This is a genomic window from Streptomyces sp. BHT-5-2 (assembly GCF_019774615.1).
Lineage (GTDB): Bacteria > Actinomycetota > Actinomycetes > Streptomycetales > Streptomycetaceae > Streptomyces.
Window position 1 is genome coordinate 3,617,901 of the sequence record NZ_CP081496.1, and the last position, 19,667, is coordinate 3,637,567.

Consider the following 19,667-nt stretch of genomic DNA (forward strand, 5'->3'; position numbering starts at 1 on the left):
TACGGCCATTACGCCAGCGTCGACTGGTCCTCTCGTTGATGCTGACGATCCGGCACGCCCCCTTGCCGCTCAAGCCCTACGACATCAGCCGGCAGCATGCCTTTCGCCCAAGCGGCAGTTTCTTCGGCCCCTGAGCTACGTCTAGATCTCCCAGATCTCGAAGCCCATCGCATCCACGTCCACCAGGATCTAAGATCTCAGCTTGCTATATAGAGATCTCAGATGCCTTAATGCTGACAGTGAACCGCGGCCGTGCGGCCGGAAGAGCTCGGTATGTGACCAGCAAGGAGTTGAGCGATGACGGTCTTCGAACCGATCACGGGCCGCTATGTCGCGGTCCACGGTGCACGCACCTACTTCGACGAGGCCGGCGAAGGCGTCCCGATCGTGTGCATCCACCCGGGGGCCACGGACTCTCGGATCTACCGGCACCTTCTACCGTTGCTCGCCGAACGCGGATATCGCGCGATCGCGCCCGACCTTCCCGGGCACTGCCGTTCCTACCCGGCACAGTGGCAGCCAGGGACCTCCATTCACGACCACGCCGAGTTCATGCACGCGTTCGTGCGCACGGTGCTGCCTGGAACCTCGCCCTTTATGCTCGGCGCCTCCGTCGGAGGTCTGACGGCACTGGATCTCGCCGCTCATCACGGAGAGAGCTATCGAGGTGTCGTCGCGATGCAAGCGGCGTCGTGGACACCGCTGTCGGCCGAGGCTGCCGCGTTGCTGGCAGGTCGGACAAGCGCGCCCGATGCCGGCTGGACGGAGCACCTCGAGTATGCGGCGGTGACCTCGGCGAGCAAGAAGCTCACAGCCGAGCAGGAAACCGAGCTGAGGTGGCTTCAGCGCAGCACCTCCCAACAGGCCGGTCAGTTCGACGGTCAGGCGTGGGCCTCCCACGATCTGCGCGGCCGACTCGGCGATGTGCGGTGCCCGGTCCTGCTCGTGCAGGGCACCGACGATTTCTTCGTGCAGGATGAGCTGGTCGATGACACGGTCGCCGAGATGGGCTCGGCGGCGCAGCTGCTGAGGGTGCCTGACATCGGGCATTACCCGCCGCTTGAGAATCCGGAGTGGGTTGCGCAGGTTGCAGACACTTTCGTGAAGCAGTGGACGGCAACGGCACACTGATCTTTCGCCCTGGCCCCTGTTTCGCCCCCCTCAGCCGACGGGTTCGATTGCGCCCCCGCGGGGTCCGGCGAGGAAAATACCGAAAAGGGGCCAGGCAAGACCGGACAGCGGCGGCAACTGCCACGAGGCGCCGCCGACAGTCGGCTGCGAAGACGAGCGCGGCCGGCGTCTCGCGGGCCACTCTTACGTCGTCGGCCGCCACCTGCGACACATGATCTCCCCGGACGGAACCACCTGCCGGATCCGGCACCTCCACCGACCACTAAGATCCGAGAACTTCTGACTGGGATTTCAAATCCCTAGGATGGGTGCGTGAAGTATCTGCCCGCCATCCTCAGCACGGACCACCCCGGCCTGAGCGCCACCGAGCGCGCGTATCTCGCGATCAAGCGGCGGATCATCGAGCTTGACCTGGCGCCCGGCGCCCATGTCACCAAGACGGATCTGACACGGCTGACCGACGCCGGCACCATGCCGGTGAGAGAGGCCCTGACCCGACTGCAGCGCGACGGACTGGTCGATGCACTCCCCCGCTCGGGATACCGGATCCTGCCTGTGACCTTGAAGGGGACACGCGATCTGTGCGTCTTCCGCCGGCTTCTGGAGACGGAGGCCGCCGCCCTCGCGGCAGAGCGCGGCTGCCCGAAGGATGATCTCGCCCGTATGGAAGAACTTCTCGGCCAGTCCTACGACCCACGCGATACAGAGAGCATCGAGGCATTCCTCCGCGCCATTTTGGAGTTCGATGCGGTCATCGCCGACAACTGCGGTAACGACAGGCTGGCCCGGTCGGTCATCCAGGTCTTCGACGAGCTGGAACGAGTTCTGCGGATCACCTTGGGCTCCCTTCCGTTCTCGGCATCAGCCGCGCATCAACGACGCGCGGTCTGGGAAGCGGTCCGTGACCGCGATCCGGTCGCGGCCCGAGCCGCGATGGACGACCGCACGCGAACCTCTCAACAGCAGATCATCGACGCGCTCACGGCCAGCCCGTCGATCGCCGAGGCCAGCATCACCATCTCGTGACATCACCATCTCGTGATGAGACGTCTCCGTTGGAGATGGGGATAGACCTTGGAGCCCAGGTGCCGGTCGCCTGCCCGGCACCACCGTCGACGGTCAGGACATCGGCACACACCCGCAGGCACAACGAGAGGACGGGGAGCGCTCGCGCGAGGGGCAGCGCGAGTGCCTGGACGGCCTCGGCGTCACCCCGCCTCTCCCCCACCCCGGAAGCAGAGTCGGAGCCGGCGGCTACGGAGCAGCCAGCAGCCGTCCTCACAGGTCGGAGCCACGCTGCTGCACGCGGAGGACGCGAGGGACCGGTACAGCAGCCCCCAGAGGGGTGGTCAGCCGGGCGGGAGCTGGAATAGTTCACGGACACGTCCGATCAGGAAGGGGGCTCCCAGAACGGTGACGAGGCCGCCGGCCCCGACAAGTTCGGTGGCGTGGCGAACGGCGTCAGCAGTCTCCTGCCGGACGTGCAGCTCTCGGCGTGACGCCAGGGCGGTGCGCATCTTGGCCGGGGCCGCTTCGTTGGGATGTCCGACCCGGGTCAGTACCACCGGCCAGTCCGCCGGCAGTGGCTCAAGCATGGTTGCCACGTTCTTGTACTGGAGGGTGCCGAAGACGAGAGCGGTGCGCTCAGCGGCGCGGGATTGCCGCAGGATTTCCGGGGCCACGGTGGCTGCGCCCTGGTGGTTGTCTGCGATATCGAGCAGCAGGCGGCCGGTCCAGGAATCGAGATGGGCCGGTGCCAGAAGTTCGAGGCGGCCGGGCCAGCGGGTCGCGGCAAGTCCGCTGCGCAACGCCTCCTCCGGGACAGCGCGGATCGATCCTCGTTCGGTCAGTGCATCGATGCCGGCCACCGCAAGAGCCAGGTTGCGATGCTGGTGTTCTCCGCGGAGCGGACAGGTCAAGCCCCGGTGGACGGCATGTGGGGTGGTTACTTCCAGGACGGTACGCCCGTCGCCGGCTGTGCGTGGCTGGCAGTGAACTTCCTGGTGGAGGCGCCAGACGGTCACTCCCGTGTGGTGGCTGAGGACGTCTTCCACTGCCTGTGCCGCCTCCTGGGGCATCTCGCCGAGTACGACATGGTCGCCGTTCCGAACGATGCCTGCCTTGTTGCGTGCGATCTCGTCCAGGGTGTTTCCCAGTAGATGCTGGTGGTCCAGTCCCACTCCGGTGATGATCTTTACTCCGGTGTCGAAGCAGTTGACCGCGGTGCGTCGGCCGCCGATGTTCGCCTCCAGGACGGCCACGTCCACTCCTGCGAGGGTGAAATGAACTGCGGCTGCGGCGGCATGCACCGCTCCCGCATTGACCACAAGTCCCGTACTGCCGAGGACCTCGTCGACCTTTTGGAAGGCACGGTGACATGCGGTTGGAGAGACGGGCGCCCCGTTGATGCGGATGCGTTCGGTGACACGTTGGAGGTGCGGGCTGGGCATGCTTCCGGTCCGCAGTCCGGCCGCAGTCAACGCCGAGACGGCGAACGCGCAGGTCGATCCCTTCCCGTTCGTGCCGGTGACAGTCATGCCCCGCAGGTTGCGTCCCGGGGCACCGAGTGCTTGGAGAAGCCGGGACATCCCACCGGCGCCTGCCCCGTTGAACTGGTACCGACCGATGATCTCTTGACAAGCCAGTTCTTCCTCAGTCGCCAACTGTGCCACCTCGCCACAAGATTGATGTGTAGGAGAAATGCGCGGAGACCGTCTCCTGCCGCATGCAGGGACGACCCACCGCAAGGTCCACCAGGAACGATGTCCCTACCCACCGCACTCCCGCAGTCAGCAACATCGTCAGGTGGTCGGAAGCAGTGCGGCCAGGGCGCGCCAGGCGGCGCGTGGGAAGGCTCGGGGGTGCTCGGTGACGACATGGATGGCGACGTGGTCGGCACCGGCCCGCAGATGGTTGGTGACGTGGGCGGTGATCCGCTCGGTGTCGCCCCAGGCAACGAGCCTGTCGACGAGGCGGTCGCTGCCGCCGTGCTGGAGATCGGCCTCGGTGAAGCCTGAGTCGAGCCAGGTTCGGGTGAGGTTGGGCAGTGCCAGATAGGGCGCGAGCACGGTGCGGGCCGCCGCCCGGGCCACTGTGGCGTCGGTGAGCGGGACCACGGTTTGCACCGGGGCCAGCAGCGGGCCCGGGCCCAGCAGGGCGCGGGCCCGCGCGGTGTAGCGGGTGTCGACGAGGTAGGGCTGGGTGCCGGCGGTCCGGGCGGCGGCCAGCCGTGTCATCCGCGGGCGGTGTGCGCCGATGAGCCGTGCGGAGGGCGGCGGTCCGGTACCGATGGCGTCCAGAGCGTCGAGGTAGCGGCGCATGGCGGTCAGCGGATGCCGGTAGTGTGCGGCGAACGGGGCGTGGCTCACCGCCAGGCCCGTGACCAGTCGGGCGCGGTCGGCGGCGGGCAGTGCCCCGTAGGCTGCGGCGAGTTGGTCCGGGGTGTGTGTCCAGATGGAGAGGCAGGCGATCGCTACCACCGCCCGTCTGGTCGCCGCCAGTACTTCGGCTGCCGCAGCGAGATCCGCCTGCGGGTTGTCGCCGGGGACGCCGCCCAACCACAGCGTGCCGTAGCCGAGTTCCTCCAGCTCCGCCGCGGCCTCCCTCGCCTCGGCGCGGTCCCCGTGGGTGAGTCCCACACTCCATACGCCAATCCGTCCGAGCAGCATGGCGATCCTCGTCTACGCGTCACCGGTAACCGCCGAGAGTTCGCGTTCGATGTCGTCCAGATCATTTGGGGTGTTGATGGCCCGCCACGGGCCGTCCACCAGATAGCCGGTCAGCTGCCGTGCTCGTATCAGACGAGGGAGGGAGACCTCCTCGTGGTCGCCCTCGTCGGGCAGCAGTTCCACAACGGACGGTTCGAAGATATAGACGCCGCCGTTGACCCGTAGGGGCGGTGGGACAGGCGAGACGAGCGTGGTCACTCGGCCCTGTTCGTCGCATTCGACGCTGCCCCTGGGCAGCCAAGGACGAGGCAGGGCAACCGTGGCCAGCGCGGCGTGACGCCGGTGGTGAGCAAACATCCCGGCGAGCGAAAACCGGGTCCAGATGTCCCCGTACACCGCCAGCCACGGCTCGTCGGGTCGGTTCAAGGCGGCGGCCGCAAGCTTGAGGCCGCCACCCCGGCCCAGGGGCCGTTCCTCGACCACCACATCCGTCCGCAACGGCAGCCGGTGGGAGGCAAGGTAGTCGCCGATCACCGGCGCCAGGTGCCCCGCGGAGACGACGACCTGATCCACGCCCGACTCGGCGAACCAGTCGAGTTGATGGCGCAGTATCGGTGTGCCGTGCACTTCGACCATCGTTTTCGGCCGGGTCCGCGTCAACGGCCGCAACCGACTGCCGAAGCCGCCGGCCAGGATGACCGCCTGACGCACTGTCCCAAGGCCGGTATCCCCGCCGCCCGCACCATCTGAGAGTCGCGACACAAACACGTAGCGTACGCCAGAGCTGTTCGCCCCGGAACACCCACAAGTCCCCGTGTCCCGACCTGGTCTTGCCCACAACGATCTGAACCACGGAACGACGAAAACCGACCTGGCGTGCCTCATCAACGGCAGTCTGATGATCAAGGAGCTCGTTCCGCTGCGCGCCGCCCAGCGGCCCGCGAGGTGTACCTCACCAGCGACGGCAGCGGCCGTCTGTCGGCATCCGGTCCGCAGCGTCTGGGTACGCGGGGTGACTGTAGTGGGCAGGGCGTCGGGACGTCGGATTCAGAGGGCAGGGCGCCGCAAGCGCCCCCACAGTCTGAGAGCGCAGGGTTCCGCACCTGCGGCTACGCGCTCCGGTCCGCCTCGCCGCCACAGGCGCCATGGCGTGGCGGCATCTCGCGAAAGCCACAGCGGCGAACCGCCGCAGCACCCGGTCCGGCCCACACGCCCCACCTGACCACTCCCGCCAACCCCGATCGGAGGGAAGCCCGCCATGATGAACATCGCCCCCTGCCTGGCCGTGCAGGACCCCCTTGCCACCGCCGCTTTCTATCGGAAGCTCGGTTTCGGCGTCCTCGACACCGGCCCCCTCAACCCCGAACACCCACTGCTGATCATCACCCACGGCGGCAAACCCGCCCTGATGATCCAGACCGACACCAGCCTGCGCGAACTGCTGCCCACCATGCAGCCCGCCAACGGCTGCTCAGGCATCCACTACTTCACCGTCGCCGACTTCGACACCACCGTCGAACGCATCCGCCCCCACGTCGAGGTCGTCAAGGACACCGTCACCAACTACGACCGCACCGGCCGCAGTTCTCGGCACCGGCGGCGGAGGCCGCGGGCACGCCGCCAAGCTCGCCTCGCTCGGCCACGAGGTCCACGTCGGCACCCGCGACCCCGGGGCCACCCTCGCCCGCACCGAGCCCGACATGATGGGCAACCCGCCCTACAAACAGTGGCTCGCCGACCACCCGGGCATCCAACTGCACGCCTTCGCCGATGCCGCGGCCGCCGCCGACGACATCGTCATCAACGGCATCGACGGCCACAACGCCGTCACCGCCCTCACCACCATCGCCGACCAACTGGCCGGCAAAACCCTCATCGACTACGCCGTCCCCTACCTCTACGGCGCCGAGATGGAGCGCCCCTGGCCCACCCCCTGGGGCAGCATGCCGAAGCTCGACCCCTGCGACACCGACAGCCTCCGCTGCCGAGGGTCCTTCCGGTGCCGTCTACCCGTGCCGCCTGCCGCTGGCGAGCGCAACGCCCACGTAGGTCTCCGGCCTGATCCGCGGTCACCTGACGAAGGTGAACTCCCGCTGGCACATGCTGGATGCGGGGCAAATCGCCGTGGTCGCCCTCGTTCACCCGCACTGCGACGCGGCAAGTCCCGGCCGACCGAGCCAGCCGGTGCCGACGGTCAGGACGAGGACGGCCAGCAGTCCGAGCGCGGCATTCGTCGAACACCACCCCGTCGGGTGCCGCGATCAGCGGTGAAGAGGCGGGATGGTCGGGGACTGTGCCCCGACGGGTCCGTCGAACTGACGGGCAAGGACAGCTCCTATCAAGTCAAGGTCGTGGATCCCGCCAACGGGTTCGTGGAGAGTGAGGTTTCCGAGGCCGGGCATGGCGAGGGCAACGAGACGGCCTCGCATCCGTAAACGCGCGATGAGTGCGCGACCCGACACCTAGACTGAGCGGTCGGGACCAGGACGATGTCCCGCGGGGACGGAGAGCGGCGGTGGTGATGGGCAGCGCAGGCGAGGGCGGCATCACGGACCCGTCCGCCGAGGTACTGACCGAAGCCGCCGCCACGTTCGGATTGCTCGCCTGCCCGCCACGGCTGCACATCGTATGGGCGCTGGCGCAGGGCGAGAGCGATGTGAGCGGCCTCGCCGAACGCGTGGGCGTGGCACTGCCGGTGGTGAGCCAGCACCTGTCGAAGCTGAAGCTCGCCGGCCTGGTGCGCTCGCGGCGTGAGGGCCGCCGGATCGTGTACCTCGTCGACGCCCCCGATGTGGTGGCCGTGGTACGGCTGCTGGTCGTCCAGCGGGCCGCCCGCTCCGGGCACGCACCGCCATCGCCAGGAGACACCGCCGGGCCGGGCAGCAGCCGGCATTCGCCCGCGGCATGAGACCCGGCAGCCGGGACCGGTCGTGTCCGGACCGTCGGGCCGCTGGCCGGCACGGCACCGGAATAGCTGTCGCCTTGTGACCCGCGGCACGACAGCCCCGCGCTCGGCCTCCGTGGTGGCCGTCCCCCCACAGAACAAGTACCGGCTCGGGCAGGCGAGATGAGCGGTGAGTCCCGAGGTTTCACCCGCACCTGCCAGGTCTCGGTCACCGCGGCCACCCCGGCCACCCCGGCCACCCGCGACTACATGGCCCAGACGTCGAAACGCCTGAACACCGAGGTGCCTGGCTCGGCTGGGGAATATGTGCGGTGGAAGCAGACACGGCGGGCTGGTTTCACAGTCACCCGTACGAAAGGTCGGAGCAGGGGTCGTCGGCGGCGGAGCGGGCGCCGGAGACCGCGTCCCCGTCACCCGGCGACGATGAGGCCGTGACCGGCTCCTTGCCCGCACTGCCGCCGGTGTCCTCGCCGCCCGCCGTGCGGTCGGCCTTCAGGGCGGAGAACAGAGCCTGGGCGTCGGACTCGACCACCGCAACACGGTTGCCGGCGTAGCGCCAGGGAAGGGTGACGAACTTGGTGTCGTGCAGGTCGATGTCCTTCATCGACATCGCGAACGTCAGGAGCTTGTCGGCCGACCCGAGGCCCGGGTCGACGGTCATGGAGTTCGTCACGGCTTCGGCGAGCGGCAGCAGGTTGGTGGGGGTGACCCCCTGGCTCTTCACCTTCTTGATCAGGCCGGCGACGAATGCCTGCTGCCGTTTGATCCGGCCCAGGTCGGAGCCGTCGCCGACGCCGTGCCGGATGCGTACGTAGTCCAATGCCCGCTGGCCGGATACGGTCTGCTCCCCCTTGGCGAACAGGAGGCTGCCACGGGTGGGCCGATGGGGGTCGAGGTCCCGTTGGTAGACGTCCTTGGGAAGGCACACCGGCACGCCGCCGATGGTCTCGGTCAGGCGGGCGAAGCCCTTGAAGTCGGCGACGATGGTGTGGTCGACGCGCAGGCCGGTGAGCTTCTCGACGGTGTTCTGGGTGCAGGCCGGGTTGCCCTTGGCGCTCTGCCCCACGGAGAACGCCGCGTTGAACATCGCGTCGGTCCGCGGTGTGGTCCACGAGCCGTCGGGCAGCTTGCAGGGCGGGATCTCGACGAGTGTGTCACGGGGGATGGACACCGCGAGGGCGTGTCTGTGGTCCGCGTAGACATGCAGCAGGAACGCGGTGTCGGAACGACCGATGTCGTTCCGGTCGCCGCCGCCGAGCTCGCGGTTGCCGCCGGTCCGCCCGTCCGAACCGATGACCAGGACGTTCTGCCCCCTCGACGCAGCCGCGGGCCGGCTGCGGGAGATCCCGTCCGCGCTGAAGGCCGGGATGTCGCCGGCGGTCTTCAGGAAGATCCAGCCGATTCCTGACGTGGCGAGAACCAGCATGGACACCGCGGTAACCATGGCGGACCGGATCCGGCTCCGTTGAGGGCGCCTCCGCGCCCTCGCGCCATGGGCTCCACCGGCCCGTGGGGAGGGAACCGCGGTGTCCACGTGGCGCGCGGGCGTCGTCTTGCGGTCGGCTGTCATCTGTGCGCCCTCAACAGCCCGTTCCCCACAGTTCTGCGGGCAGAGGTCGGACGGCAGCGTGGACGATGCGTCTCACCGAGTCCGCTTCAACGGTCATGGGCCGGCTCCGTCGAGTACCGCGGCCTCCCGCTCCGTCACCCCATCGGAATTCATGAGAACAGTTTAGAGCTTGCGCAACTCTGGAACTGTTGCGCCGCGCCCGCTTCCCGGCCGTAGGACAGGTTTCGGCTACGCCTATGTCGCATCCGAGTCGAACGGCACACGTACGGGCGATCCACCCCTGGCCGGCTTCGTCAGGTCCACGCAAGGCGCCGACCTTTCACGCGCCACGGCATCATCCGCCGGATGGTGCAGCGCTTCCGCGGCCTCCATCAGCTCCGGCCTCAGATCAAGGGCGCTGCGAATCTCATCGAGTCCCAGGCCGTCGCCCTCCAGGAGGTGTTTGCGCACGAACGCCTTCGGATGAGGTCCTCGAACTCGAAGACCTTGAACTGCGGGCCCAGTTCGGAGCGGATCTCCCCCTTGGCACTGTCGGAGTACTCCCGCACCTGGCGCAGGCAACCTGTCACGTTCTGGGTGAATTCCGGCAGTTTGTCCGGACCGAAGAGAAGCACGGCAAGGAGCGCGGTGCAGAGCAGTTTCACGAGGCTCAGGTCGAACATCCGGCACTCCCAGCGATCATCACCGCTGACCCACACATGCGGCTGCGGCCCGCGAGCACATCAGATGCGGGCCGCAGCTGTTCTCGGGCGGGCTCAACGCCTGCCGGGGCAGAGGGTCAAGGCGGTACGGCGGCAGGCCCTGGGGCAAGGCGTGCGGGTGGGGCAGGTCGGCACCTGGGTGGCCCAGCGCATGAGCGCGTCGGCGTTGTCGACCTGAAGTGCAAGGAGCGGGGCGAAGACTTTGGCACCTGCAGCCAGTTGGATCATTTCCGGGCAGGCGGCGGTGAGCTTGGACGGGAGCTTGTGTTGCTCGGCCTTGAGGTTGTCGGGTCTGGTGAGCAGCATCCGGGCGAGCCGGCGCGGGGAGATGGGGCGATGGCGCTCGTGTACGTGTTGCGGGCCTACAGCTTGGTCATCTTGTCGTATGGGCTCGAGATCCGCAGTTGCGCCGAGCCGAAATCCACGAGCGCCGCGATTCCCTCCTCGATGCCGGTTACCCGGCCGAGGCCGTACATGTCGTGTGTGACCTGGTCGCCCACGGCGAAGTGCTTGGGAACCGGGGCGATTGGTGCCTTGAAGGGGCTGGTGAGCAAATGACGCTTCGGTGCAGCTGGCTTTGTCATTGCCCCCAGTATGCACCTGCGAACTGCGCTGGTTGACCCTAAAGGCCAGAAGTGGCTGACGTCGGACCAGCAAGAACCGAGCCTGCCGAACGGCCAGCCGGCGGCGTACGGGCGGTTCGGCCTCCCATGAGGCCGAACCGCCCGTACCCTTCGTGGTGTCTACGGCGTCACACAGCGGGCGCCAAACACTGGAGGCAATACCTCGTGCTGATTGCTCAGCGTCCGTCACTGACCGAAGAGGTCGTCGACGAGTTCCGCTCCCGGTTCGTGATCGAGCCGCTGGAGCCGGGCTTCGGCTACACCCTCGGCAACTCCCTGCGCCGCACCCTTCTGTCCTCGATCCCCGGCGCTGCTGTCACCAGCATCCGCGTCGACGGTGTCCTGCACGAGTTCACCACCGTGCCGGGCGTCAAGGAGGACGTCACCGACCTGATCCTGAACATCAAGCAGCTGGTCGTCTCCTCGGAGCACGACGAGCCGGTCGTGATGTACCTGCGCAAGCAGGGCCCGGGTCTGGTCGCCGCCGCCGACATCGCCCCGCCGGCCGGCGTCGAGGTGCACAACCCCGACCTGGTCCTGGCCACGCTGAACGGCAAGGGCAAGCTGGAGATGGAGCTGACCGTCGAGCGCGGTCGCGGCTACGTCTCCGCTGTGCAGAACAAGCAGGTCGGCCAGGAGATCGGCCGGATCCCGGTCGACTCGATCTACTCGCCGGTGCTCAAGGTCACGTACAAGGTCGAGGCGACCCGTGTCGAGCAGCGCACCGACTTCGACAAGCTGATCGTCGACGTCGAGACCAAGCAGGCGATGCGTCCGCGCGACGCCATGGCGTCGGCCGGCAAGACCCTGGTCGAGCTGTTCGGTCTCGCCCGCGAGCTGAACATCGACGCCGAGGGCATCGACATGGGCCCGTCCCCGACGGACGCCGCCCTCGCCGCCGACATGGCGCTGCCGATCGAGGAGCTGGAGCTCACCGTCCGCTCCTACAACTGCCTCAAGCGCGAGGGCGTCCACTCCGTGGGTGAACTACTGGCGCGCTCCGAGGCGGACCTGCTCGACATCCGCAACTTCGGTGCGAAGTCGATCGACGAGGTCAAGGCGAAGCTCGCCGGCCTGGGCCTGACCCTCAAGGACAGTCCACCCGGATTCGACCCGACCGCTGCCGCCTTCGAAGCCGACGACAACGCGAGCACCGGTTTCATGGGGACCGAGCAGTACTGAACGCTGCACCGGGGCGTGGAGCGGGTCACTGTGCACCAACCGGTGCGATGTGGCCGGAGGCCAGGGTCCGTCGAACACGAGCGGCTCTGTGTGCCGGCGAGACCGTGGCCACCCTGCTGCATCAGCCCGGACCACGTCGCCCCCACCCCTCCAGCCTCGACCGCTCCAGGGCGGGGCGCGTCTTCGACGGACTGCCGGGTGAAGGGGCGTTCTCCGGTAGGGCTTTCCGAACGCCTAGGACTCGTCCGGTCGATGTTCCGTTCGCCTTCGCCCGCGCGCAGGGCATCGACCCCGTCACTGCCCCTGACCCAGCTGGTCGGCCGAGACCTCGACTCCGGCCGACGTCTCACCTTTGAATGGCTGCGGCCCCGCCCTATACGCCGGGTATTCACCCATTGGAGAGTGGGGACCAGGCTCTGGCCTGCTGCAGAAGCCGGGCACGTCCATCTGCTGAGTGCCGACGACGGACAGTAGACGCAGTGCTTCTGCCGACGGCGAGCCGGGGGCGGCGGTGTAGATGACGAGTCGCTGGTCCCGGTCGGCGATATCCAGGATGTCGCAGCTGACGGTGACGGGGCCGACGAGCGGGTGCTCGAAGGTCTTGCAGAGGGTGGGGTGGGCGGTGACGTCGTGGGTGGCCCAGAGTCGGGTGAACTCCTCGCTGTTGGCGAGGAGTTCCTCGACCAGACCGGTCACCTCCGGGTCGTTGGGGTAGCGCGCTGCGGCGGCGCGCAGGTGCTGGGCCGAGGTCCGGGCGAACTCGTCCGCATCCGAGACGCCGTACAGCCGTCGGCCGTGCCGGTAGGGGCCGAGGAAGGCGCGTCGGATGAGGTTCCGGTCCCGGCGCGACAGGGCGGAGAAGTCCTCCATCAGGGCGGTGGCCAGGTCGTTCCAGGCGATGACCTCGGACGGGGCAGCCGCCCGGCCCGATGGACCAGCTGTCGGAGGCCGATTTCGACCACGTCTGCGCCGTCAATCTCAAGGGCCCGTGGCTGGCCATGACCGCCGAGATCGCTGCCATCCGCGCCACCGCGAAGCGCGGGGCCATCGTCAACACCTCCAGCGTCGGCAGCCTGATGGGCAACCCCCAGCTACCCGTGTACGGCGCGGCGAAGCGGGCGGTCAACAGCCTCACCGCATCGGCAGCCGTCACGTACGGCCCGGAGGGTATCCGCGTCAACGCCATCGCGCCCGGCACCACGCTCACCGAGATGCTGCACGAGTGGGATGAGAAATCACCCGGAACCATCGAACAGCTCAACGCTCAGACCCCGCTGGGCCGCGCCGCCGATCCGGACGAGATCGCCCAAGCCGCCGCCTGGCTCCTCAGCGACCGCTCCTCCTACGTAACCGGCACGGTCCTCCGGGTCGACGGCGGCATGCACGCCTGAGAGACGTCTGTCATCAGGTGGAGGATCGAGGTGCCGGGGGCGTGAATGCTCCCCCGGCATCTGGACGAGTTGCCCCAGACCGTGGACTGATCTGATCAACGGCCTCGGCACACCGGCCACCGCCAACCGGGCCGTGGCGATCCGCCTAGAGGCCGAACGTGCGCCACACCGCCCCGGCCGTGGTCGCGCAACGGCGAAGACGGGGCGACCCGACCAGGAGCCGCGGCGAAGCCCGGGCCCTGCGTGCCGCGCAGGGCCCAACATGGGGGCCGGCAGCGCGGTTTCGCCCGCTTCGTACGGCACCGTGGCCGCTCGGCGATGGCACATCGGCTCGGCGGGAAGATCGCTGGGTATAGTGCAGGCGTTTCGGGGAACCCGGCGCCCGGGAGCGGGTCGACCGCACGCGGCAGCTCGCGTTCATCGGTATCCGGGATCCTGTCGGAGCCCCGATGGTCACATCGTTGAGGAGGCCGTCCCATGGAACCCGTCACGCTGATCACCGGTGGCTCGACCGGAATCGGCGCCGCCACCGCTCGCGCCCTGCTCAAGCAGGGCCACCGCGTGGCCGTCACCGGACGTGGTGCGGACAAGCTGGCCGCCTTCGCCGCTTCGGTCGGAGCGGGCGAGCGGCTGCTGACGATCACCGGCGACACCAGCCAGGCTCAGGACGTCGCCTCCGCCGTGCGCCGCGTGGTGGATGCGTGGGGCCGACTGGACAACGTCATCGCCAACGCCGGTTTCTCATTGCCCGGCAACCTGGAGAGCCACGACCCCGAGGACATGCGCGCCATGGTCCTCACCAACGTCCTGGGCCCGGCCCTGCTGGTGCGGGAGACCCTGCCGCACCTCAGGGAGTCCAAGGGCCGGATCGTGATCATCGGTTCGGTCGCGGGGGTGCGCAACACGCCCGGCAACCTGTACTCCGTCACCAAGTGGGCCGCGCACGCGCTGGCCGAGAACACCCGGCTGCTGGTCGGCAAGGACGGAGTCGGCGTGACCGTCGTCGCCCCCGGGGTGGTGGACACCCCGTTCTGGGACGAGCGCGGCGGCACTCCCGAGGCGGCGCCGGTGATGACCGCCGAGCAGATCGCGGACACGATCGTCTTCGCCGTCAACCAGCCCGCAGGCGTGGACATCAACCACATCACCATGCGGCCGACCGGGCAGCTCGGCTGACGCCACGCTCCCAACGCCACGACTACGAGCCCCTCTCGGCCCGCTGCGCAGCCGTGAGCCACCTGGCGATGACCGATCTGACGACCCACCGCCTCACCGGCGAAGCCACCATCTCCTGGCGCGGCCCGACATCAGCCGATCAAGCCCGCATCACGGGATGGAACAACGGGAGAAAACGACCTCTCAACCAGGGGGTTCGGCCTCGCTGTGACCGCCGGCCGGTCTCGGACCGGCTCAGCGGGCGGAGTCGAACTCGCGCACCACCTGTGGCAGGGACTTGAGGACCGTCGTGGAGTGGTCGAACTGCCCGACATCGCTGAGCTGCTGGTCCGCCCCGTGCGAAGCCAACTGACGTTGGCAGTACAGGGAGTTCGCGAAGGAGACGTCCTTGTCGCCCCTGGCGTGGAAGAGGTGCACCGGGACTGCGGGTCGCCAGTCACAGGTGGTGTCCATCGCCTGCAGCTTCCGTTGCAGGTTCCCCGTGGGGTTGCGCACCTTCTGGAGGAACCCTTCGGTGAACAGTTCCTTCGAGGTCGCCGGCAGCGCGGCCGCGATCTCCGACGCCTGGTGGTTGGTCTCGGAACTCAGCCAGCACGTACCTGTTCGCGCAGGATGTCGGCGTGCCCGCAGTGGTGGGCCAGCTCGCGCAGGACTTGCAAGTACACCCAGCGCAGCGTGCGCGGCCCGGCCCGGTGGCCGGTCACGACGGCGTCCAGCGACAGGTCGGCGACCACCGCCCGGGCCGTCGCGCAGGCATCCCGGTGGGCCGCCGTGACGGAGGCGACGGTGTCGTCGTCGGCGAGCCGGAAGGACTCGTCCGGGGTCTGCACCAGGCCGAGCTCCCGACGGGACGTGCCGCCGACGCACTCCTCGAACCAGACCCGCTGCATCCAGGTGACGTGCTTGAGCAGCCCGAGCAACGTCGTCGCCGACGAGACGAGCCGGCGGCGCGCCTGCTCCTCGGTAAGACCCTCGAGGGTTGCCTCGAGGGCGCTCCGGTACTCCTCGACGAACGCATCGAGCTGGGTGCGTTCGTCGTCCAGCGGCACATCGAACGATCCCATCAGAGTCTCCCATCACGCCGCAGGCCGAGAGCGACAGCAGTTCGTGCGAGCGGTGGCCCACGACGACATCGACGATCCCAAGACCTGGTCTCAGGACTCCTGCCGCACGAGTCGACGCAAGTTAATCAGGACGCGGCCCAAGGTGTGCAGCGGGCGCAGTGTGAGCTGTGTGCGCTCGTAGCGCAGTCCGGGGCGCTTGAACCGCAGCAGTCAGGAGATGCGGCGCTCTGCGCCCCGGCGATCCCGATCGAGATGATTCCGCGACTGGATGCCGCGGCGGGCGCTGCGGACCTTGATTTCGAACAGCATGCTGTCGTGAGCGCTCGCTGGTGAGAGCAGCGCATTCAGGATCAGGCCGCCCGCGTCGACGAGCAGGTGGGGCTTCGTGCCGGGTTTGCCGCGGTCGGTCGGGGTGCGCCCGCGGTACGGTCTCCAGCGACTGGATCCGCTTTGTACACGCCCGCCTGGGGCACTCTTTCGCTGCCCGCCCCGGTATTCCGCCTACAACAAGCGCCTGAACGCAGCCGAGGTGCGCCTTCCGGAGCCCCGTCTTTGCGAGCTCCCGCCGTGTGCCGGTGAGCCCGCACCAACGTGGAGCCCACCGAGACAGTGCAGTTGAGGTCCTCGTCGGCGTCGGCATCGGCCGTCAGCGCGGTGCACACCCTCTCCCCCGGTGTCGTCAACTGCCCACGCGGACCACCACACAGACGTCCCGGAGGGGAACGACTACCGACCGTCCGCGCCGTCGGCCGGGTCAGCAGCCGTCCACCAGGCGATCACACGAGCGGCCACCGCTTCGGGTGGCCGGCTCGATGGGAGCCCGAAATGGGCCTCCAGCTCGTGCCTCAGGAACTCACCGATCTCCGCCTGGCCGGCGCCACCATGGAGCCTGCGGAACAGAGGGCCGATCATGCAGTCGTACTCGTCCTGGACAGCATCAACGACACCGATCGGATCCCACTCATTGAGCAGACGCCGCAAATCCTTCTGAACAGAGGTGCTCCAAGGGCGCATCTCCCCAGAATGCCATCCGAGAACGCCAGCGATCGCTCAAGGCGTCTTGACCCGAACGAAACGGCCTAACTCCTTCCGTCCGGTTCTTCGGACGGTGCCCCTTCGGACGGCGGCCGGATCAGCGTCCCGATGCCGGCGCAGAGCAGGTCCAGGCTGCGGGTGAACTTCTCGTCCGGCCCGTGCGCGGTCGCGGCGGTCGCTGTCCGGGGGAAGTTCCGGTGGAGGGCGGCGACGTCCTCGGTGGTGACCGGCACCGCGGGTGGTTCGCTCTGCTCCTGGAGCACGTAACCGGTGACGTGGCTGAGCACGGTGTCGGCGGCGGTGCCGCAGTGCTCCGGGGGCACACCGGCCTCGGCGAGGGTGGTGAGCAGTCGTTCCATCAGCGAGAGCGCGCCGGGGCTGAGGGTTTTCGGGCTGCCGGCGAGCATGATCGCCCCGCCGGGGTGCTGCCGGATGCTCTGCCGCAGGGCGACGGCCTGCGCCGTGATCCGCGCCGGCCAGCCTGCCTGCGCGGGCAGTCCGGCCAGGGCGGCGGTGCCGGCTTCGTATGCCTGCCCGGCCACCCGGTCGGCCATCAGCTGGAGCAGTGCGGCCTTGCTGGGCACGTGGTAGTAGAGGCTGCCGGCGTGCACGTCGAGGCGGTCCGCGACCCGGCGCACGGAGAATCCGTGGTAGCCGGTCTGGGCGAACACCGCCATCCCTGCGTCGATGATCAGGTCTGCGGTCAGCTTCACGGTCGCAGTCTAGCGAGCCGCACCGGTTTTCAAACACTGTTTGAAAAATCCTCGGGCCACGCTAATGTCGTGATCAGCGAAATCGAACACGTCCTGGAGGGGGGTGGTGACGATGGACATCCTGGTGTTCAACGTGACCACGGCGGCACTGATGGTGCTGATGTTCAACGGCGGTCTGGCCCTGGTCGGCCAGGGCACACTGGGCCGGCGGCGCATTCCCTGGGCCGGCGTCGGCCTGACCGGGCTCGCGCTCGCCGGGGTGGCCCTCCAACTCTGCTGGTCGGGGGCGATGGACTCGCTCGACGCGGACCCGTCGAAGTCCGGCTGGTGGCGCGTGTTCACCTCGGTCTTCATGCAGAACGGCGGCCTCGGCGGGGCGGCCTGGAACATCGTCACCCTCGCCGCCGTCGCGGTCTTCGCCGACTGGTTCTGGGGTGCGCCGCTGACGCTCGGCCTGTTCGCCGCAGGCATCCTGCTGCCGGAGCAGATCGACAAACTGTGGGGCCAGACCTCCCACACCACCGACCCCCGCAACTTCGCCGGCAGCTCCGGTGCCACCTACTTCCTGGGCGCGACGCTGGCCGCGGCCCTGCTGCTGCGCGGCGGCGCCGACGAGAGCTCCGGCCAGGCCGCCGCGAAGGGCTCCGACGACGAGGGCACGAGCCGTGGCAAGGCCGCCCGCAAGAACCGGCTGCTGGCGCTCGGTGTGCCGGTGCTCGGGCTGGCGATGTGGTTCGCGCAGGAGAACGGGCACGGGCTGGTCTCCTGCTACGGCTTCGCCCTCGGCGCACTCGCCTGGGCCGCGTTCCGCACCGTCCTGCACCCGGACCGCGACCTCCGACAGCCACCGCGCACGACGGTCGCCTCGCTGACCGGGCTCATCGGCCGACGGACCCGCAACACCGGCTAGCCGGCCGGCTCCGCCCCATCCCACCCGCCCCGTTCCGCCGTGACCACCAGGGAGTCAGCATGTCGGAAAACCTGCACCGGGAAGTGTCGAAGCTCGTCGACCAGGAGGTGCCCAAGATCCTGGAACAGACCGACCGCGACGTGGCCCACGCGGTCAACCGCGCGCTGGGCGTGCGCGACGGCGCCCCGGCGTTCGACACCGCCCGCTGGCAGGCCCGGCTCGGCGAGCTCCTCGCCGCCCACCACATCCCCGGCGCCGCCCTGGCCGTGCTCGCCGACGGCCAGATCCACGAACTGGCCGCCGGCATCCTGCACACCGGCACCGGCGTCACGGTGACCCCGGACTCCGTGTTCCAGATCGGCTCCGTCAGCAAGGGCTACACCGCCGCCCTGGTGGTCCTGCTCGCCGACGCCGGGAAGTTGGACCTCGACGCGCCGGTCGTGGACGTCCTGCCGGACTTCGCGGTCGCCGACGCCGGAGCCGCCCGGACGATCACGCCGCGCCAACTGCTCGACCACACAAGCGGCATCGAGGGCGACTACGTCAACGACACCGGCCGGGGCGACGACTGCCTGGCCCGTTACGTCGAGGGCGCGCGGACCGTCGGCCTGACCAACCCGCCCGGCGCCACCATGTCGTACTCCAGCACCGCCTACAACGTCCTCGGCCGGATCGTCGAGGTCGTCACCGGCCAGACCTGGGACGAGGCGCTCAGGGAACTGCTCCTCGCCCCGCTCGGGCTGGAGCACACCATGACCCTGCCCGAGGAGGTGCTGCGCTTCCGCGCCGCCATGGGGCACATGGGCGAGCCGGGCGAGACCCCCGTCCCCACCCCGCTCTGGAACATGATGCCGCGCTCGGCCGGCCCGTACGGCGGGATCAGCGCGACCGCCGCCGACGTGGTCCGGTTCGCGCGGGCCTTCGTGGACGGTGGCGTCGCGCCGGACGGCACCCGGGTGCTGCCGGCCGCCGTCGTCGACGCGATGCTGACCCGCGAGGTCGAGATGCCCGACCAGTGGTCCCTCGGCGCCCACTGGGGCCTGGGCTGGGGCCTGTTCGAGTGGGACGGCGCTCGTGGCTTCGGCCACGACGGCAGCACCTTCGGCCAACTCGCCTACCTGCGCGCCATCCCGGAGAAGGGCCTCGCCATCGCCCTGCTGACCAACGGCGGCGGCGCCGCGCCCAAGGTCTTCGAGGCGCTCTGCCGCGAGCTCTGCGCCGAACTCGCCGGGGTCACCATGCCCGGGTTCGCACCGACCACCGAATGCCTGGCCGTGGACACGGAGCCGTTTCTCGGCAGCTACAAGCGCGAGGGCTTCCTCATGACCATCGCCGACGGCGACGGCGGCCCAGGCACGCTGCGGCTGAGGTACGAGGGCGCGGACGGCCTGGCGGGCACCTTCGACCCGCTGGTCTGGCACCTGACCCCGGTCTCGCACACGCCGACGAAGACGGTGTTCGCCGGCCGCCGCAACGAGAAGGACGCCTGGATACCCGTCGTGTTCTACGCCCTCGCCGACGGCAGCCGGCACGTCCACTTCGGCGTCCGGGCGACGGCCAAGTCCGCGTAGGCGTCTCCGGGCATGTGGCCGGGGTAC

General features: G+C 68.9%; 15 protein-coding genes and 7 pseudogenes. 9 read left to right on the top strand and 13 right to left on the bottom strand.

Translation table 11 applies throughout. The features are described 5' to 3' along the window. Positions 1-297: 297 nt before the first annotated feature. Together K2224_RS16040 and K2224_RS16045 are read left to right on the top strand one after the other, a co-directional pair. A complete protein-coding gene (locus tag K2224_RS16040; RefSeq protein WP_221907191.1) occupies positions 298-1,131 on the top strand; it encodes an alpha/beta fold hydrolase in 834 nt (277 codons plus the stop codon). Between the two features lie 312 nt (positions 1,132-1,443). Beyond that, on the top strand, positions 1,444-2,157 hold the full coding sequence (locus tag K2224_RS16045; protein WP_221907192.1) for a GntR family transcriptional regulator: 714 nt from the start codon (positions 1,444-1,446) through the stop codon (positions 2,155-2,157). 323 nt (positions 2,158-2,480) lie between these two features. On the opposite strand, the gene K2224_RS16050 is transcribed toward K2224_RS16045, so the two are convergent. From K2224_RS16050 to K2224_RS16060, 3 genes are all read right to left on the bottom strand, one after another. After that, on the bottom strand, positions 2,481-3,803 hold the full coding sequence (locus K2224_RS16050) for a folylpolyglutamate synthase/dihydrofolate synthase family protein (RefSeq protein ID WP_260692679.1): 1,323 nt from the start codon (positions 3,801-3,803) through the stop codon (positions 2,481-2,483). Positions 3,804-3,932: 129 nt separating this feature from the next. Further along, complete coding sequence (locus K2224_RS16055; protein ID WP_221907193.1) at positions 3,933-4,799, bottom strand: TIGR03620 family F420-dependent LLM class oxidoreductase; 867 nt, start codon at positions 4,797-4,799, stop codon at positions 3,933-3,935. A gap of 12 nt (positions 4,800-4,811) precedes the next feature. After that, positions 4,812-5,510, bottom strand: coding sequence for an NDP-sugar synthase (locus tag K2224_RS16060; protein ID WP_399018712.1), 699 nt, complete (start codon positions 5,508-5,510; stop codon positions 4,812-4,814). An 881-nt stretch (positions 5,511-6,391) separates the two neighbouring features. Here K2224_RS16060 and K2224_RS41380 point away from each other — a divergent pair. Next, a pseudogene (locus K2224_RS41380) lies at positions 6,392-7,234 on the top strand (hypothetical protein); the annotation flags it as partial. 86 nt (positions 7,235-7,320) lie between these two features. Next, positions 7,321-7,707 (top strand): metalloregulator ArsR/SmtB family transcription factor, encoded by a 387-nt coding sequence (locus K2224_RS16070; protein WP_221907195.1) that lies wholly within the window; start codon positions 7,321-7,323, stop codon positions 7,705-7,707. 385 nt (positions 7,708-8,092) lie between these two features. Here K2224_RS16070 and K2224_RS16075 read toward each other — a convergent pair. The 4 genes and pseudogenes from K2224_RS16075 to K2224_RS16090 form a co-directional block, all read right to left on the bottom strand. Beyond that, positions 8,093-9,274, bottom strand: a pseudogene (locus K2224_RS16075) (LCP family protein); the annotation flags it as partial. Between the two features lie 234 nt (positions 9,275-9,508). Then, positions 9,509-9,936, bottom strand: a pseudogene (locus tag K2224_RS16080) (sec-independent translocase). A gap of 133 nt (positions 9,937-10,069) precedes the next feature. Further along, positions 10,070-10,305 (bottom strand): annotated as a pseudogene (locus K2224_RS16085) (ISL3 family transposase); the annotation flags it as partial. Positions 10,306-10,337: 32 nt separating this feature from the next. Next, on the bottom strand, positions 10,338-10,559 hold the full coding sequence (locus tag K2224_RS16090; protein ID WP_221907198.1) for a CarD family transcriptional regulator: 222 nt from the start codon (positions 10,557-10,559) through the stop codon (positions 10,338-10,340). 204 nt (positions 10,560-10,763) lie between these two features. Here K2224_RS16090 and K2224_RS16095 point away from each other — a divergent pair, with 204 nt between their 5' ends. Beyond that, entirely contained in the window at positions 10,764-11,780 is a 1,017-nt protein-coding gene (locus K2224_RS16095) for a DNA-directed RNA polymerase subunit alpha (protein ID WP_221907199.1), read from the top strand. Between the two features lie 432 nt (positions 11,781-12,212). Here the strand turns inward: K2224_RS16095 and K2224_RS16100 are convergent. Further along, positions 12,213-12,698, bottom strand: a pseudogene (locus K2224_RS16100) (transcriptional regulator); the annotation flags it as partial. On the opposite strand from K2224_RS16100, the pseudogene K2224_RS16105 reads away from it, so the two are divergent. Together K2224_RS16105 and K2224_RS16110 are read left to right on the top strand one after the other, a co-directional pair. Continuing rightward, positions 12,689-13,171: pseudogene (locus K2224_RS16105) on the top strand (SDR family NAD(P)-dependent oxidoreductase); the annotation flags it as partial. The pseudogenes K2224_RS16100 and K2224_RS16105 sit on opposite strands and share 10 nt — an antisense overlap. Before the next feature lie 477 nt (positions 13,172-13,648). Then, positions 13,649-14,347, top strand: a complete 699-nt coding sequence (locus K2224_RS16110; protein ID WP_221907200.1) for an SDR family oxidoreductase — start codon at positions 13,649-13,651, stop codon at positions 14,345-14,347. 234 nt (positions 14,348-14,581) lie between these two features. On the opposite strand, the gene K2224_RS16115 is transcribed toward K2224_RS16110, so the two are convergent. The 5 genes and pseudogenes from K2224_RS16115 to K2224_RS16130 all read right to left on the bottom strand — a co-directional run bounded on the left by K2224_RS16115 (position 14,582) and on the right by K2224_RS16130 (position 17,159). Then, positions 14,582-14,800, bottom strand: a complete 219-nt coding sequence (locus K2224_RS16115; protein ID WP_221907201.1) for a hypothetical protein — start codon at positions 14,798-14,800, stop codon at positions 14,582-14,584. A 131-nt stretch (positions 14,801-14,931) separates the two neighbouring features. Continuing rightward, the gene (locus K2224_RS16120) at positions 14,932-15,411 is read right to left on the bottom strand and encodes a DinB family protein (RefSeq protein WP_221907202.1); all 480 of its coding nucleotides are present in this window, start codon (positions 15,409-15,411) and stop codon (positions 14,932-14,934) included. A 210-nt stretch (positions 15,412-15,621) separates the two neighbouring features. Then, positions 15,622-15,819: pseudogene (locus K2224_RS41650) on the bottom strand (IS5/IS1182 family transposase); the annotation flags it as partial. Between the two features lie 318 nt (positions 15,820-16,137). Beyond that, positions 16,138-16,425 carry a hypothetical protein gene (locus tag K2224_RS16125; protein ID WP_221907203.1) on the bottom strand — a complete coding sequence of 96 codons (288 nt, stop codon included), beginning with the start codon at positions 16,423-16,425 and terminating at the stop codon, positions 16,138-16,140. A gap of 65 nt (positions 16,426-16,490) precedes the next feature. Beyond that, positions 16,491-17,159, bottom strand: coding sequence for a TetR/AcrR family transcriptional regulator (locus K2224_RS16130; protein ID WP_221907204.1), 669 nt, complete (start codon positions 17,157-17,159; stop codon positions 16,491-16,493). 112 nt (positions 17,160-17,271) lie between these two features. On the opposite strand from K2224_RS16130, the gene K2224_RS16135 reads away from it, so the two are divergent. After that, a complete protein-coding gene (locus K2224_RS16135) occupies positions 17,272-18,069 on the top strand; it encodes a hypothetical protein (RefSeq protein WP_221909737.1) in 798 nt (265 codons plus the stop codon). A 59-nt stretch (positions 18,070-18,128) separates the two neighbouring features. Next, on the top strand, positions 18,129-19,640 hold the full coding sequence (locus K2224_RS16140) for a serine hydrolase (protein ID WP_221907205.1): 1,512 nt from the start codon (positions 18,129-18,131) through the stop codon (positions 19,638-19,640). The last annotated feature ends 27 nt before the right edge of the window (positions 19,641-19,667 follow it).